Genomic DNA, 14,039 nt, shown 5'->3' with positions numbered 1-14,039 from the left:
ATGCGCGCGAAGCTGCCCGATCAGACCGGCTTCGTTGAGCGCGACCGCGTGCGGCTCCATTATGACGTCTTCGGTTCGGGGCCACAGGCCATGCTGTTCATCCCACCGTGGAGCATCGTTCATTCGAGGGTTTACAAGGCGCAGCTGCCCTACTTCAGCGAGCGCTTCCGCTGCATCGCATACGATGGGCGTGGCAACGGCATGTCTGACCGGCCCGAATGCATCGAGGCCTATTCGCTCGAGAACTCCGTCGCCGACGCACTCGCCGTCATGGACGCAACCGGCACAAGCCAGGCGATCCTGGTTGGCCTGTCCCTTGGAGGCCTGATCGCCTGCGTGCTCGCGGCTCATCACTCCGACCGAGTGAAGGCTGCCATCATCGCGGGTACGGCGGCGCTCATTGGGCCTGCACATTCCTACATGTTGCCGCAGCATTTCCAGGCACGGCAGCAGCAGTTTGAGGGCTGGAACAAGTACAATCGCGCGCACTGGCTGGCAGACTATCCCGACTTTGCCGAGCACTTCGTCCGCAGCATTTTCTCCGAACCGCATTCGACCAAACAGATCGAGGACGGGATTGGCTGGGCCAACGAGACCAACGGTTCTGTGCTGGTGAAGACCGTCGAGGCACGTTCGATCGCACCGTCGTTCGACGTGAGCGAAGCGATGTACCGCAAGATCTCGTGTCCGCTGCTCGCCATCCACGGCGACAACGATCAGATCCAGCCGCATGCGCGTGGCAAGCTGGTGGCCGAGCTGAGCGGCGGCGACCTCGTCACCATCGAAGGCGGCGGCCACAATCCGCTCGGCCGTTACCCGGCCAGGTGCAACGCCCTGATCAACGACTTCCTTGATCGGCGCCTTGCGATCCCCGCGCCAGGCCGGAGGACGAGCCGTGGGCCCGCGCGCAAGAAGGCGCTCTATCTCTCGTCACCCATCGGCCTGGGCCATGGCCGACGCGACATCGCCGTCGCCCGCGAACTGCGCAAGCTTCATCCCGGCCTGCAAGTCGACTGGCTGGCGCAGGACCCGGTGACGCGGCTGCTGGAAACGGCTGGCGAGAGAGTCCATCCACTCAGTGCCCGACTTGCCAGCGAGTCGCGACACATCGAGGAGGAGGCCGGCGAGCACGATCTCCATGCGTTCCAGGCGATCCGGCGCATGGACGAGCTGCTGATCGCCAACTTCATGCACTTTCAGGATGCCGTTGATGCGGCGAACTACGATCTCGTGATCGCCGACGAAGCCTGGGACGTCGATCATTATTGGCACGAGCATCCGGAGCTGAAGAAGGCCCAGCTTGCCTGGTTCACCGACTTCGTCGGCTTCGTGCCGATGCCGTCCGGGGGCGCGGCCGAGGAGTTCCTCGCGACCGACTACAACGCCGAGATGATTGAGCACATCGAGGGTCATCCCGGTGTACGCGACCGCTCGATCTTCGTCGGCGGTCCGCCGGACATACTGCCGCTTTCGTTCGGCAAGGACCTGCCGGCGATGCGCGACTGGATCCCACGTCATTTCGACTTCTCCGGTTACATCATGGGCGAGCATCCCAGCGCCTGGGGCAGCCGCGCCGAGTTGCGCGAGCGGCTGGGCTATCATGCCGACGAGCGCGTCTGCATCGTCACGGTGGGCGGCTCGGCTGTCGGCGCGCCATTGATCCGCCGCATCCTGCAGAGCGTTCCTATCGTCCGTCGCGCATTGCCCGGGCTGCGGATCATTGTCGTCGCGGGGCCGCGCATCGACCCCCAGTCGCTGGTCGTGCCACCCGGCGTCGAACTCAAGGCATTCGTAGCGGATCTCGATCGCCACCTCGCCGCGTGCGACCTCGCGCTAGTGCAAGGCGGCCTCACGACCTGCATGGAGCTGACCGCTGCCGGCACGCCGTTTCTCTATTTCCCGCTCAAGAACCATTTCGAGCAGAATTTCCACGTCGCCCATCGCCTCGCCAACTATGGAGCAGGCCGACGCATGGACTACGACACGGCGACGCCCGACCGCATCGCCGCAGAAATGATTGCGATACTGCATGCACCGGTGATCTTCCAGCCCGTCGAGGCTGATGGCGCCGCGCGCGCGGCTCGCATGATCGCGGAGCTGATCTAACCGCAGCCTTGGGGCGAGTTCTGCGCCTGGATCATCGACTTTCGGATTTCCGCAGGATTGCCCCGTTGTTCGCAATGCAACTGTTCGCTATCGAGTGGGCGTGCCACCCGCGAGGATTACCTTTCCGCTCGGGCGCCGTCGAGAATTGCTCCACGCGTGTCGTAGCTAGCGGCGGCAGCCGAAACCCGGCTGCTAAAAACGCGCCGGCGCTTGCCTGGAGCAGGTGGAGCCTTTGTCCGCGTCGCGGGCCGCGTGCGAGCTACGGTGCCTTCCAGCACTGCAGCTCAAACTCCGTCAGGTCTGAAATCGACCCTTTGCACCAGCAGCTGCCCTATACCACGGCTCGGCGCCGCTTTACGCGCCAAAGAAGGCTTGGGAGCGGACAAGAGCGGATATGGATTGGAGGACCGAACGCCCAACGCCGGAGGCAATGCGTGGCGCCGGAGCGCATTCCATAAGGCATATTCTGCGATCCCGGCGCGGCACAAGCCGCCTAGACATAAGCCGGAAAGGGCCTGACAGTTAATGCACTCAGCGATCGCAGGGTTCGACTCCTTGCCCCCATAGGTGGCGGCCACTACTCCGTCAAAGAGAAGGAGTGCACTTTAGTACATGTGTGAAGAGAAAACCTTGACCGCGCCTGCCGTAGTCTTCTCTCTCCGGTCGCGATCCAAGGGCTGGCTGCTGTTGTGTTCTGTTCGCGCGAGGGATCGATACCCGAAGGCGAAGACGCCCCTCCCTCACCTTCAACCGCCGGGCGGCTTCGTGAGGCCCGCGACCACTTCAAAGGGCCGATGGTCCTCATGGTCGGCTCAGTGCATTCTTGGAATGGAGCGGCGCACTTTCCCTACGCTGACACGGCCGTGGCGAGCTGACGATGAATCCACATCTGCGCACCCAATACATCGAGCGGATCGCCAACGCGCTGCCGGTCCACGGCCGCCAGATCCCGGCAAAGAAGAACGGCAGCTTGTCGGCGCGTTCGAACCATCGCCACTCGACGGCGCCCTTGGGCGTGTTCTTGTCGGGCTCTGAGAAGGCCATCGCCGGCACGATGCAGCGGTGCTCGCGGTCGAGGCCGCCCGACCGGGCGCTGGGGTCATCTAAGAGGGTTTGCCGGCCCTAGTGGTGCCGTCGGGAGCGCTGGCGTCGATTGAAAGCGAGGCGCCACCGACGAAATAGCGGCATCGATAAGAGGGTAGCCACGCAGACGCCAGACGCCGCCGAGGAGATCAGCATTACCCATTCCAAGGTGCTTTCCCACTCGGGATCGAGGAATACGCCAAGCATGGTTGAATGGTAGTCGGTACTGCGCCTTCAGCCCAAATGCGGACTACCCACGCCAGCGATCAACTTCCCGTCATGGCCTGGATACGAGACGCAAAGCGCGCAAACGCCGATGGGCGGGCGCTAACGGCGCCGTGTCTTTGCATCCGAAATGCTTTGCTGCGTCGCGCTCAACGCCTACCGCGCCCCTCAGTTGCAACGAGAATTTCTCGCCACCTTTGCCGAGGCGGACCGTTTGAGTGGCACTCGGATCAACAACAGAGGAGCCAATCATGAATCGCCCATTTGTGATCGCTACCATCGCCGCCGCAGCTGCCACGATCGCAATTTCAACGCTCGGCACGCCGGCGCATGCACAGGTTGATATTTACTTCGGCACGCCCCAGCCGCAGCCCCAGCCGCCGCGCGGTGGCGCATGGGGCGATCGTGACCGTGACGGCGTTCCCAACGCATACGATGCGCGGAACAACAACTACCGGCAACAGGCCTGGGGTGACCGCGACCATGACGGCGTGCCGAACCGCTATGATAGGGACAAGGATGGCGACGGCGTTCCCAACAGGTACGATCGAAAGCCTTCAAACCCTTATCGCTAGGCCTACAGCGTCTCATGACATCCCCGCCCGGCGCGAGCCGCGCGGGGGTGCTTGTGTGGAAAGACCTAGTGAAGCGTCGGCTCCGGGCCCCGGTTAGCTTCAGGCGGATCGCGGTCACTTCGGGCTCGACCCGTCGGCGCTGGGGGGTTCCATTCGCTTTCGGGGGAGCTCAGGGCGTGCGACGCGCCCATTGAAGTGCGAAGGCTCGCGGTCACTCCCAAACCGGAATGCCCTCATGGATATTTTTGGCAGGTACGTCCGGGGCGCCCCCACGTAACCATCGCCGCGCTACATGGAGGCTCATGAAGAGCTTGATCGGACGCTCGCCGCGCGTCACCTCGGCAAACGCCTCAGCAAACCCTCGGCGGCGAGGGTCGACGACGAAGGCCACGGGACCCCGCGTCTTGGCAGTCGGATCTCCGCGCAACATCGTCGCCACCCTTTCCACCTGCTCTGGTGTCAGATCAGAGTGCGAACCCGTCACGTCGATGATCTTGGCGTATGTCGGCACGTTGGCGGCGATCAACTTCCTCGTATTCTCGGCCATCTCCTCGGCAGTGACATGGCCGCGGGCGACGATCACGACCAGGCGCTCAATGGGCAGGATATCCATGTGAATGGGCATCAGCGACCTCTCGGATGGGGGCGTCGCGAGCATCGCCGACGGCGCGACTTTACGTGCGTAGTCCCTGTCGGCTGCTCGTGACAATGCCATTTGATGTCGGGGGTTCCATCGCACTTTGAAACCTCACGAGCGCGTTCCGGCGGTGGTGAGTCAGGGTCGGCGGGAAAATCATCGGGCGGCCCGGCAAATTTGAGGCTGTCGCGAGCCCATGGGGGCGGACGCTGGTGGGATAATCCGCGGCCGGCGCGCAGTACGGCCGTAGCGCACGCGCAAGCATGGAACCGCCCACTACTGCGCGCGTTGCGTCGGAGAGGTCGCTGCGGCCTCGCCGCACAGGAGTGACCTCGATGGAAACCCTGCTGATCGCCTTACTGGTCATCCTCGCCCCGTACCCGCTGGCCGGTCTCGTGTTCGGCGTGCTGCTCGCGATGGGCTTCTACGCGGCGGCCGTCGCGGCGGCGATTACCCGGCTCACCGCCGACCTGCCGAACGGACAAGGCGTAGGCCCACGCCTCGTTCCTACTCGTTCTGCTCGTTAGATATTCCAAGGCTTATCTGGTTCCAGCGCAAGCTCGAGCGCTTGCATCTCCATAGCCCTGAAGTCGACCTGTCCACGATTGTGCAGGAGAATTGATAGCTCGTTCCAAACGCCGCCGGGGATGCGCGATTTCCCGTCCCGCCACTTGCCCAAGGTGTTTTTCTCGGCCTTGAGCTTGAAGGCCAGCGGCGCGACGTATTGGTCGCCGTATAGGGCGACTCCGACACTATGAAAAAAAGCGGCGGGATTAGCAGGCTTGGCCGGCTCATCCTCGATGGTGATACCGAGCGCTCCGAGCGCAGAAGTCAGCGCGGTACAGATGTGAAATCGTTCGGGTTCGCTCAGGGTCTCCCAAGTTTTTCGGGTGACTTTGCCGTTGATGGCCTGCAACTCATTCGGACGGCGGCGACAAAATGCCTTGGCGGCGCGTTCCAAGTCACGGGTGGCAATTGTCTTGCGAAGCATGGTCGTGGGCCTCCTTGCCCTCGGCGGCGGGACTGTTCCCACCACATGTCGGCGATATAAGCTTCAGCCCGCAAGCTGGCAAGGCGTATGCGCGGGCCGTTTCGGCCGGACGCGGCCCAGCGCGGCGAATGTCAGTGCTGACGACAACTACAAATCAATCGCGTCCGGTGAAGATGAAGCGATCGCCGTCATCGTCCCTAATGACCCATGTTCCATTCTCAAGGCCAAAATGAATGCGGTTCTGAGACGAGGGAGCGGCCGCCCACGCTATGCGGCCGTCGCTGATCTGTTGCGATTGTCGTCTTAACTGCACCGTGTAGCTAAAGGCTTTCTCGTCAACCGCCTCAACGAACAGCAGTTGAACGGCTTCCGGCTTGAGAGCTCGATCGACAAACTCGGGCAAGATCACGGCGTTATCGACTTCACCCTTCAACTGCAGGCTGGGGTAGACCGTTCCAGCTGCCGGTTGTTCTAAGGGGGCGCTTAGCAATAGCTCCTGTATGGCGATTGACTGTTTGTAGCGGTACTCGAATCCTTCGGGCACGCTCTCGGTGAAGGCGTGCGATAGCAACCTTCTAATTCGGGCATTCCTTCGACTCTCATTCGGGATAGGGCTGGCCAACAACTGTCGGCTTCCCATGGCCGTCGTGCCGATGCGCTGCAAGGATTCAGTGTGAAAGCCAAGGTTGTGCATCCAAAGGGGCGTCGTGGTCGACCATGCCGACAAGGCTACCAAGTCGCCCGGTCTAGCGCGCATCTCAAAGAGGATCGCAGGCTCACCGGCTGCGCAGTAGAACATGGGCTGCCCAACTTGGTTGGCGCGGCCCAGCTTGACGATGTGCGGTGGAGGATAGCTGATTCGCGACACCTGTTCCGGCGGTTCATCGACTCGGACACCACGCCAAAGCAGCGTTCTTGGCAGCATTGAGGTTGCCGCCACGACATACAGATCGAGATTCGGTCGGAGTAGCCGTTTGAGCGTGGCGACGTCGAGCTTCTTAAGGTAGCTATCCGAAAATATCCTATCGGCGAAAGGCGAGATCTTGAGTGGCGGCGGATCGATCATGCCGCGATCAAACGGCACCCGCCAACCGTGAGCAAGTTTTGCCGGATGGTCAGCAGGCTTGGTGCGGCCTATCCGCTGTAAGGCTGGTTTCATCCCTCCGGCGATCCTGCCGTGGGCGAGCCTACGCCCGGCGGGCTGCCCCGGAAGAGCCATGGCGGCCAGAAAGCGCGGCAGCGAAAAGAGAGCATCGCGCCGTCCGGGGAGACTGAATGCTTCGCAAGTGCGCTGGCATGCTGGCCATGACCTTTCGGCCCGCCTTCTTCGCCTGCGTCGCCGCGCTCGTCCTCCTCTCCTGGCTGCCCGGTGACGAGATGGTCAGGACCGGCGCGAACGGGCGCGCCGAGCATGCCGTGGCGTACTTCGGAACGGTGGTCATGATGGCCCTGGCCTATCGCGAGCGGCCGCGGCTCCTCGTTCAAACCATCCTCCTCGTCGCGCTCGCGGGAATCCTCGAGGCCGGGCAGCTCTATGCCCCCGGACGGACCGCGGCGCTGTTCGATTTCGCATCCAGCAGTGCCGGTGCCGGTCTCGGGGGCCTTCTCATGTGGGCGTTGCGGCCTCGCTTGCTCAACTTCGCGGGGCTCGATCGGCTCACGGTCGGGCGAGGCTGAACCCTGCCGCGGCCGAGGCGCCGTACGGGCAGAAAAACGACCTTGCCGGAGGCCCGGCGATATCCCGGCCTGGGCGAAACGTGTGGCGGCGGGACAAGGCGTCCGCTGCGCCATTCCTTCAGGCTTTCAAGGAGCGAACCATGGACGGCGCGCTTTCTCATTTACGCAGCCTGGACACGCTGGAATGGGTGAACTTTCTGGCCGTCGCAGCGTCCGCGGTTTGTTTGCTTTCGCTTGCAGCGCTCATGATCGTTGGTAACGGGCGGCTGCGCTGGAGGTGGTTCCGACGCTATCGGCTGAAGACGCGCCGGCAAGACCGCCGTGAATGACCGAGTGGACGGCGTCGAGCGGGCACGCGGGACGGCAACCTCTGGCAGATCCGACCATTCACTCTGAATGCCAAGCGATCGGATGACGTCGCTAAAACAGGTCAAGCGGGCCGCTGCCGCCCGCAACCTCGCGCGCATGGCGCGGCGCCTGGCCAATGGTCAGACCGTCGGGTCCCAGCGAGCGGACCTGATGCGCTACGCCGATGTGCTGGATGAGGAAGCTGTGATCCTGGAGCGGCGCGCTCAGGAAGCTGGCACGTCCTGATGGGCGACTCTCTATCCGGACCGTCGCCCTGGCCCTTCCGTGCGCACGGCGTAGCCGCGGGCCTGACGGGCACTCTTGGCCAGTCTGGCCGGGGCGTCTGGCGGGGCAATTTCCGGCCTTGGCGGCGAACCGCTACAGCCAGCGGACAACCATGACCTCGCCGGCCAGCACCATGAGGGCGAGGACGGCGAGTAGGATGAAGCGGTCGCGGGGCCGATCGAGCATCGAGCGATGAACCACAGCCGGACGTGAGGGCGCAATGGGCGTGCCGCGCCCCGCCCGCTGGCCAAGGCGCAAGGCCTCGCCGATTTTGGGCGCCATCTGCGGCCGGGGCGCTGTATAGCGCGAAAACAGCCCTTCTGAAGCCGTTCGTAGACGCCGCGCGCTGCGTGAAACTTGTGACGGGGGAACGACCTCGGGCGTGGAGCCTTTGCTTCCGTTTGAAGGGAGCCGAAGCATGGGCGGCGCAATTCCTCTGCTGCGCGGCCTGAGCGCGCTCGAATGGGTAATCCTGCTAGCGCTCTCGGTGTCCGCGCTCTGCCTGATATCCCTTGCGGCGCTGATGATCGTCCGCGCTGCGCGGTGGCACTGGCGGCGGTTTCAGCGCCATCGGAAGAGGCGGACGCTGCGGACGGAGCGAGAATGATGCCGCCAGCCAGCAGGGCCGACCTGCAGCCCGACGAATTTAGCTGCTGCCAGCATATCGGGGCGGCGAACGGCTGCTCGGGGGGGCCAGCCGCGGCCGGATGCGCTGTTCGGGGCTGAAACGGCCCTATAGCCAGTCTCTGTTTGGCTGGCTCCGATCGGGCACCGCACTTACGGCCGCTTGAGGGTTACCTCATCCGCGATCCACTTCTCCGGCTTTGGCGCAACCCGTTCGCGCCCCAACTCGGTCAGCACGAGTTTTCCATCGATCTCTTGCACGAGTTCTAGCAGCACAAGCCGGCGAATATATTCATCGGCCACGTCATGCGCACCCGCATTGCCCTGGGCGACCCGGAGTAGCGCCGATTCCTCCCGGGGGCTGAGCGGGGCGCGTAGGCCACGCACCATACTGACCTCCCTTGTTGACGGGAAGGAGAGCGCGGCCAGAGCGCCGAATCAAGATACAATCGCGGCGAGATTGTCGTTTGTCGTGTCCATGATGAGGCTGAGGTGGAGCCCTCTCGGAAGCGCCTTGCCGGGCCGACCCGGGCTAGCGCACGCGCGAGCAATTAGACGGGATCTGGACTCGCCCCAGGCGAGCCAACTGGCCCTCCATCTCGTCTGCTTTCGCCTCAAGCTCTGCCGCATATTGTGATAGGCGGGCGGTGTCTGCCGCGTTAGTTTGAGTCTTCGATAGTCGTCTTGCTTGTGAGGCCCGACCTCGGGCGGCGGCGGCCCGGTCGCTCAGCGTTTCGGGCATAGCCTTTCACCATTCGTTAGATCAGTGAACGGCCGCCGGAGAGCTAACGTTGCTCACGCTCCCCGGCGAGGGCTCACCGCGCCTTCCTTCGCCAGCCCCAGCCCCAGCTCGATGAGGCGACGCACAGCCTCGCTGCGCCCAAAGCCCTCTTTGGCTGCCCATGCATTGATTGCTTCGATGAGGTGCGCTGGCGCACGGACAGTGAGAAGCGGATCTTTGCCCTTTGGGGGGCGACCGCGCTTCTTGGGTACAACCGTTATTGACCTGCCCATGCTTGGGTTGTACCTTAAATGCGAGCCAAGGGGAAGGCTGCAACCCGACCCCAAGGCTCTAACCGCAACCCGGAAACCCCGAAAGGACACCGGATCATGGCTACTGAGGACTATACACCACCACCACCATGCCCGCCGCGCGGCGGGTGCATCGGGGACTTCACCTGGATACTCGAGATTGACCACCGCCGGGGCCTGGTCGGCCTCCACATGGCCCACGGCCAGACCCGCGCCGCGCAGCTGCACTCGTCCCTGTGGCTGGCGCCGGACGATGCCGAGCGGGTCGGAAAGGCGCTGCTGGCGGCCGTCACGGCATGGAGGGGCCAATGAGCGCCACCGCACCCCGTCGCCTGACCCATTCAGCGGCGTTCAGGGCCTTCGATGACATCGAATCCGCGCAGATCGACGTTCAGGGCGCGATTGAGTTGTTCACGCTCCTGCTGGACCACGGCGCCTTCGACAAGGTCGACTCGACGCCTCACGCCTTGGAAAGGCTCCTGACAGCCGACTACCGCGCCTTGGAGCAAGCCATCGCGAAGGCGCGCAAGATGATCCTCAATGCCGTGCCTGACGATCACTGGAGCAGCTCCGCTCCGACGACCTTCGTTTTCTCTACGTGCGAGGGACCGTTGTGGCCCATTGCGTGGCGCAGCAGGCAGATCATCCTGAAGTGGACCTCTGGGTGAGGCGGACTGATTAGCTTGGCTGCGATGCGAGAAGCTCGTGGCCGGGCAGCCGGGCCCGGCTGGGCGGGCGGCCGGGGCAGAGTCTTCGCCGTGCCCGACAGCGAGATCAGGCCGCGCAAACGCTAATAGCTGCCGTGTCCGGCTCAGATGGCCCCGATCAGAAGGCTGAACGCTCCAACGAGAACGACGTCCGCCGCGATGACGGCGGCCCACAGCCAACGCGTACGATATTCGCGGTCTGGCATTTCCACCATGGCGACCTCTCCGGGTGGGTGATACGGCCTTTCGGCGGCGAATCCTATGCTGAGAGCACCACAAGCATCGGATGCAACGGGGCCTCGGAAGTCTTGTGCCGTGGACTGCTTCCCACATGCTTCCCCGGCTCCGGTTTCGAGAACGGGGAAGCAGAAAGCGGCCCCAAGGGGCCGCTCTAACCATCTGATTTATTTGGTAGAAATTGGAGCGGGCGCAGGGATTCGAACCCTCGACCCCGACCTTGGCAAAGATCGAATCGGCGTTTGGTGCGGCGGCGCAATTCCAACAGGCGCTCCGCCAATCATTTGAACGCAATCCCAACCTAGCTCAGACTCATCAGTTGGGATGTCTCCCTTCGGCAGACATCGCGGCCACGCGCACATCGACCCGTTTGCCACCCTCTGTATCCGACCGCCCGACAGCTTCGGCAAACTACTTCCACTGGCGACAACCGCGTTGCATCAATGTGTGTGCAGGGGCGTGAGCGACTGGATGCCGGCCGTCGTGGCAGTGATCTACTGAAAGCCAGACCCCGAACGACATATCGTTCATCCTCGGCGTTTCAGAGTACGATGGAAAGGTCGGGTTCACCCTCGGCCGTTGAAGGAGACGGTGATGAGCGAGGCCAAATTTCTAACTCCCGAAGAGGTGGCGGAGCGTTATCGTGGCGGCATATCAGTGGGCACGCTGCGAAACTGGCGAGCAATGCGGATTGGGCCATCGTTCTTGAAGATCGGTAAGGCCATCCTCTACCCGGCCAATGAACTTGATGCCTGGGATGAAAAGAATCGAGTTACGTGCCGAGCTTCAAAGCGCGTCATCGAGCAGCCGGATGATCGAGCATGACGATCACGACGGCGCTCAGCTAACATATCCCAATTGCCGGCACCCAACTCCCAAAGACCAAACATTTTCTTAGTTATTTCAAGGCGTTGGAGTCTCGAAATGCAAGGTGCACAACCACCCCTCCGGCGATCCCAAGCCGTCGCGCGAGGACATCGAAATGACGAAGGAGATCCGCAAGGCCGCCGAAGCGCTGGGAATCGCTATCCACGATCACCTGGTGATCGGCCGCAAGGGCCATGCGAGCTTCCGGAGCTTGGGGTTGTTGTCGTAGCGTCTTGACGCGGATCTCAATGAACGTCGGGTATCTCGAGCGTCGCGAGTAACCCGCATGTGACGCTAGAAGCCGCGGCTCCTGATCCTTGACGACCGGTACGACCGAGTAATGCCCGGAAGGCAGTCAAATCTGGCCACAAGGTTAGGTCCGCGACGGTGAAGTCTTCGATCTCGCTGACTGACGATCAGCATTCCGTCGCCAAGACACTCGTCGCTTCCGGGCGCTTTCCCAGCGTCAGCGCCGTCCTGCAGCAGGGCATCGAGCTTCTTCGAGAAAATGGAGGATGAAGCGCTCCAACGGGCGGCATTGGCTGAGATCCTCGGCGAGCGACGTTCGGGCTCGTTCCTGTCGTATTCTTGCCGCGTTCTTCGGCAGGCAGGATCACGTCAGGAACATGCTGGTGCGCCTGCTGGGCAAGAACGAAGCACGCTGACACTTCCAAATACCGTGACCGGCCGTAAAGAGCATGCGAGCTTCAGCAGCCTGGGGCTACTATGGCCCCATGATCGAAGGAATCAGTGCCATCACCCTCGGCACCCACGACATGGGGCGCGCCGTCCGATTCTACCGCACGTTGGGATTCGACCTGCTGTACGGCGGCGAAGCGGCCTCTTTCACCAGCTTCCGGGCAGGTCCGGGCTATCTCAACCTGACGGCACAGCCCGAGGACAAGCGCTGGTCGTGGTGGGGACGTGTCATCTTCTACGTCGACGACGTGGACGCGCTCCATGCCCGGGCGCTGGCCGCGGGCTACCAGCCCTCGACGCAGCCGCGCGATGCCGAGTGGGGAGAGCGCTACTTTCACCTCAGCGACCCCGACGGCCACGAGCTCAGCTTCGCACGCCCGTTGCGATAGCCCGCCAGGGCCTCAGGCGCCCGGTCGATCGGGGTCGCGCCAGGCCCTTTCGAACGGTAGCCGCCAGGCATGCGGAGCGACCAGCTGGTGGATCGATTTCGGTCCCCACGACCCCGGTGGATAGAGCCGGACCGGCGGCGGCGATTCCAGCAGCGGGACCGACACCTCCCATAGTCGCTCGATGCCTTCGGCCGTCGTGAACAGCGTGTGGTCGCCGCGCATCGCGTCGAGGATCAGGCGTTCATAGGCCTCGAGGACCTCGCCGATCAGGCCGGTGTCGCGCATGGCGAACTGCAAGCTCAACTTGTCCAGCCGCATGCCGGGGCCAGGCCGCTTGCCATAGAAGGACAGCGACATCTTCGAGGCGTCCGCAAGGTCGAAGGTCAGGTGGTCCGGTCCTTGCGAGCCGACGCCCGAGCCGAGCGGGAACATGCTCTTGGGCGGTTCACGGAAGGCGAGGGAGATGATCCTCTGCCCTTCGGCGAGGCGCTTGCCGGTGCGCAGGAAGAATGGGACGCCGGCCCAGCGCCAGTTGTCGATGGCGCACTTCAGCGCGATGAAGGTTTCGGTGTCCGACTCGGGATCTACTCCCTCCTCCGACCGGTAGCCCGTGTATTGTCCCCGAACGACGTTCCGGGGGTCGATGACCGACATGCTGCGGAAGACCTTGTTCTTCTCTTCGCTGATCGGCGCCGGCTCGAGGGAGGTCGGAGGCTCCATCGCCACGAAGGCGAGGATCTGGAACAGGTGGGTCACCACCATGTCGCGAAAAGCGCCGGTCGCCTCGTAGAATCCGGAGCGCTGGCCGAGGCCCAGCGTCTCGGGCACGTCGATCTGCACGTGATCGATGAAGTTGCGATTCCAGATCGGCTCGAACAGGCCGTTGGCGAAGCGGAACGCCAGGATGTTCTGCGCCGCTTCCTTGCCGAGAAAGTGGTCTATCCGGAAGATCTGCTCCTCGGCGAACACTTCATGGAGCCTGGCATTCAGCGAAACCGCACTGGCCAGGTCGGTGCCGAACGGCTTCTCCATGATGATCCGGCTGTCCTCGACGAGACCGGCTTCGGCCAGCAGACGTACTGCAGACAAGGCGGCGCTGGGCGGCACGCTCAAATAGTGCATGCGACGGCTCTCGCCGGGCAATGCACGCTCCGCCGCCTCGACTGCCGCCTTCACCGCACCGGCGCCGGCCGACATCGGCACGTAATCCAGGATCTGGGAGAAAGCGGCCCAGTCGGCTTCAACCAGTGCGCGGCTTGAGAACTGCTCGAGCGCCTTTCTGGCGAGTTCGCGGAATCCATCGGTGCCGAGATCGTCCAGGGAGACGCCGATGATGCGGCAGCCGGGAATGAATCCGGCCCTGCACAGGTGGAACAGTCCCGGCAGCAGCTTCCGTTGCGACAGGTCACCCGTGGCTCCCACCAGGACGACGACTTGAGGATGTCGCGGGCCGACCCTTGACGCATTCTTCACGGACATGGCGCCCCATCGGAGGTTTCGTTCAGACGCGATTTCACAATGTAACCAGCGAGAGAATTTCCCTTCCCGCGAGCGTAC

At 63.3% G+C, this 14,039-nt stretch carries 16 protein-coding genes and 1 pseudogene; 11 read left to right on the top strand and 6 right to left on the bottom strand.

What is annotated here, in order from left to right:
* Both ACQY8M_RS18000 and ACQY8M_RS17995 read left to right on the top strand, forming a co-directional pair.
* On the top strand, window positions 1–2,106 hold the full coding sequence (locus tag ACQY8M_RS18000; protein ID WP_428674671.1) for an alpha/beta fold hydrolase: 2,106 nt from the start codon (window positions 1–3) through the stop codon (window positions 2,104–2,106).
* Between the two features lie 1,559 nt (window positions 2,107–3,665).
* Complete coding sequence (locus ACQY8M_RS17995; protein WP_428674669.1) at window positions 3,666–3,989, top strand: hypothetical protein; 324 nt, start codon at window positions 3,666–3,668, stop codon at window positions 3,987–3,989.
* Window positions 3,990–4,200: 211 nt separating this feature from the next.
* On the opposite strand, the gene ACQY8M_RS17990 is transcribed toward ACQY8M_RS17995, so the two are convergent.
* A complete protein-coding gene (locus ACQY8M_RS17990; RefSeq protein ID WP_428674667.1) occupies window positions 4,201–4,614 on the bottom strand; it encodes a hypothetical protein in 414 nt (137 codons plus the stop codon).
* Between the two features lie 347 nt (window positions 4,615–4,961).
* Between ACQY8M_RS17990 and ACQY8M_RS17985 the strand changes: the two genes are divergently transcribed.
* Window positions 4,962–5,153 carry a hypothetical protein gene (locus ACQY8M_RS17985; RefSeq protein WP_428674665.1) on the top strand — a complete coding sequence of 64 codons (192 nt, stop codon included), beginning with the start codon at window positions 4,962–4,964 and terminating at the stop codon, window positions 5,151–5,153.
* On the opposite strand, the gene ACQY8M_RS17980 is transcribed toward ACQY8M_RS17985, so the two are convergent.
* Window positions 5,150–5,617, bottom strand: a complete 468-nt coding sequence (locus tag ACQY8M_RS17980; RefSeq protein ID WP_428674663.1) for a hypothetical protein — start codon at window positions 5,615–5,617, stop codon at window positions 5,150–5,152. The genes ACQY8M_RS17985 and ACQY8M_RS17980 overlap by 4 nt on opposite strands.
* Before the next feature lie 154 nt (window positions 5,618–5,771).
* Complete coding sequence (locus tag ACQY8M_RS17975; protein ID WP_428674661.1) at window positions 5,772–6,776, bottom strand: hypothetical protein; 1,005 nt, start codon at window positions 6,774–6,776, stop codon at window positions 5,772–5,774.
* Window positions 6,777–6,913: 137 nt separating this feature from the next.
* Here ACQY8M_RS17975 and ACQY8M_RS17970 point away from each other — a divergent pair, with 137 nt between their 5' ends.
* The 3 genes from ACQY8M_RS17970 (at window position 6,914) to ACQY8M_RS17960 (ending at window position 7,888) form a co-directional block, all read left to right on the top strand.
* Window positions 6,914–7,294, top strand: coding sequence for a hypothetical protein (locus ACQY8M_RS17970; RefSeq protein WP_428674659.1), 381 nt, complete (start codon window positions 6,914–6,916; stop codon window positions 7,292–7,294).
* A 140-nt stretch (window positions 7,295–7,434) separates the two neighbouring features.
* Window positions 7,435–7,623, top strand: a complete 189-nt coding sequence (locus ACQY8M_RS17965; RefSeq protein WP_428674657.1) for a hypothetical protein — start codon at window positions 7,435–7,437, stop codon at window positions 7,621–7,623.
* Window positions 7,624–7,705: 82 nt separating this feature from the next.
* Window positions 7,706–7,888, top strand: a complete 183-nt coding sequence (locus ACQY8M_RS17960) for a hypothetical protein (RefSeq protein ID WP_428674655.1) — start codon at window positions 7,706–7,708, stop codon at window positions 7,886–7,888.
* 816 nt (window positions 7,889–8,704) lie between these two features.
* Here ACQY8M_RS17960 and ACQY8M_RS17955 read toward each other — a convergent pair.
* The gene (locus tag ACQY8M_RS17955) at window positions 8,705–8,941 is read right to left on the bottom strand and encodes a hypothetical protein (protein WP_428674653.1); all 237 of its coding nucleotides are present in this window, start codon (window positions 8,939–8,941) and stop codon (window positions 8,705–8,707) included.
* A gap of 405 nt (window positions 8,942–9,346) precedes the next feature.
* The gene (locus ACQY8M_RS17950; protein WP_428674651.1) at window positions 9,347–9,565 is read right to left on the bottom strand and encodes a ribbon-helix-helix protein, CopG family; all 219 of its coding nucleotides are present in this window, start codon (window positions 9,563–9,565) and stop codon (window positions 9,347–9,349) included.
* A 96-nt stretch (window positions 9,566–9,661) separates the two neighbouring features.
* On the opposite strand from ACQY8M_RS17950, the gene ACQY8M_RS17945 reads away from it, so the two are divergent.
* The 5 genes and pseudogenes from ACQY8M_RS17945 to ACQY8M_RS17925 all read left to right on the top strand — a co-directional run bounded on the left by ACQY8M_RS17945 (window position 9,662) and on the right by ACQY8M_RS17925 (window position 12,482).
* Window positions 9,662–9,895, top strand: coding sequence for a hypothetical protein (locus tag ACQY8M_RS17945; RefSeq protein ID WP_428674649.1), 234 nt, complete (start codon window positions 9,662–9,664; stop codon window positions 9,893–9,895).
* Window positions 9,892–10,251, top strand: coding sequence for a hypothetical protein (locus tag ACQY8M_RS17940; protein ID WP_428674647.1), 360 nt, complete (start codon window positions 9,892–9,894; stop codon window positions 10,249–10,251). The genes ACQY8M_RS17945 and ACQY8M_RS17940 overlap by 4 nt, the downstream gene beginning before the upstream one ends.
* 870 nt (window positions 10,252–11,121) lie before the next feature.
* A complete protein-coding gene (locus tag ACQY8M_RS17935) occupies window positions 11,122–11,352 on the top strand; it encodes a helix-turn-helix domain-containing protein (protein WP_428674645.1) in 231 nt (76 codons plus the stop codon).
* Between the two features lie 106 nt (window positions 11,353–11,458).
* A pseudogene (locus tag ACQY8M_RS17930) lies at window positions 11,459–11,623 on the top strand (JAB domain-containing protein); the annotation flags it as partial.
* A gap of 505 nt (window positions 11,624–12,128) precedes the next feature.
* Window positions 12,129–12,482 carry a VOC family protein gene (locus ACQY8M_RS17925; protein ID WP_428674643.1) on the top strand — a complete coding sequence of 118 codons (354 nt, stop codon included), beginning with the start codon at window positions 12,129–12,131 and terminating at the stop codon, window positions 12,480–12,482.
* A 12-nt stretch (window positions 12,483–12,494) separates the two neighbouring features.
* Here ACQY8M_RS17925 and zwf read toward each other — a convergent pair whose 3' ends face one another.
* Window positions 12,495–13,961 carry a glucose-6-phosphate dehydrogenase gene (zwf, locus tag ACQY8M_RS17920; protein WP_428674641.1) on the bottom strand — a complete coding sequence of 489 codons (1,467 nt, stop codon included), beginning with the start codon at window positions 13,959–13,961 and terminating at the stop codon, window positions 12,495–12,497.
* Window positions 13,962–14,039: the final 78 nt, after the last annotated feature.

It is taken from the genome of Reyranella sp. (assembly GCF_965279465.1).
Lineage (GTDB): Bacteria > Pseudomonadota > Alphaproteobacteria > Reyranellales > Reyranellaceae > Reyranella.
The sequence above is the reverse complement of the archived record's forward strand: the minus strand, read 5'-3'. Positions and strand labels throughout refer to the sequence as shown.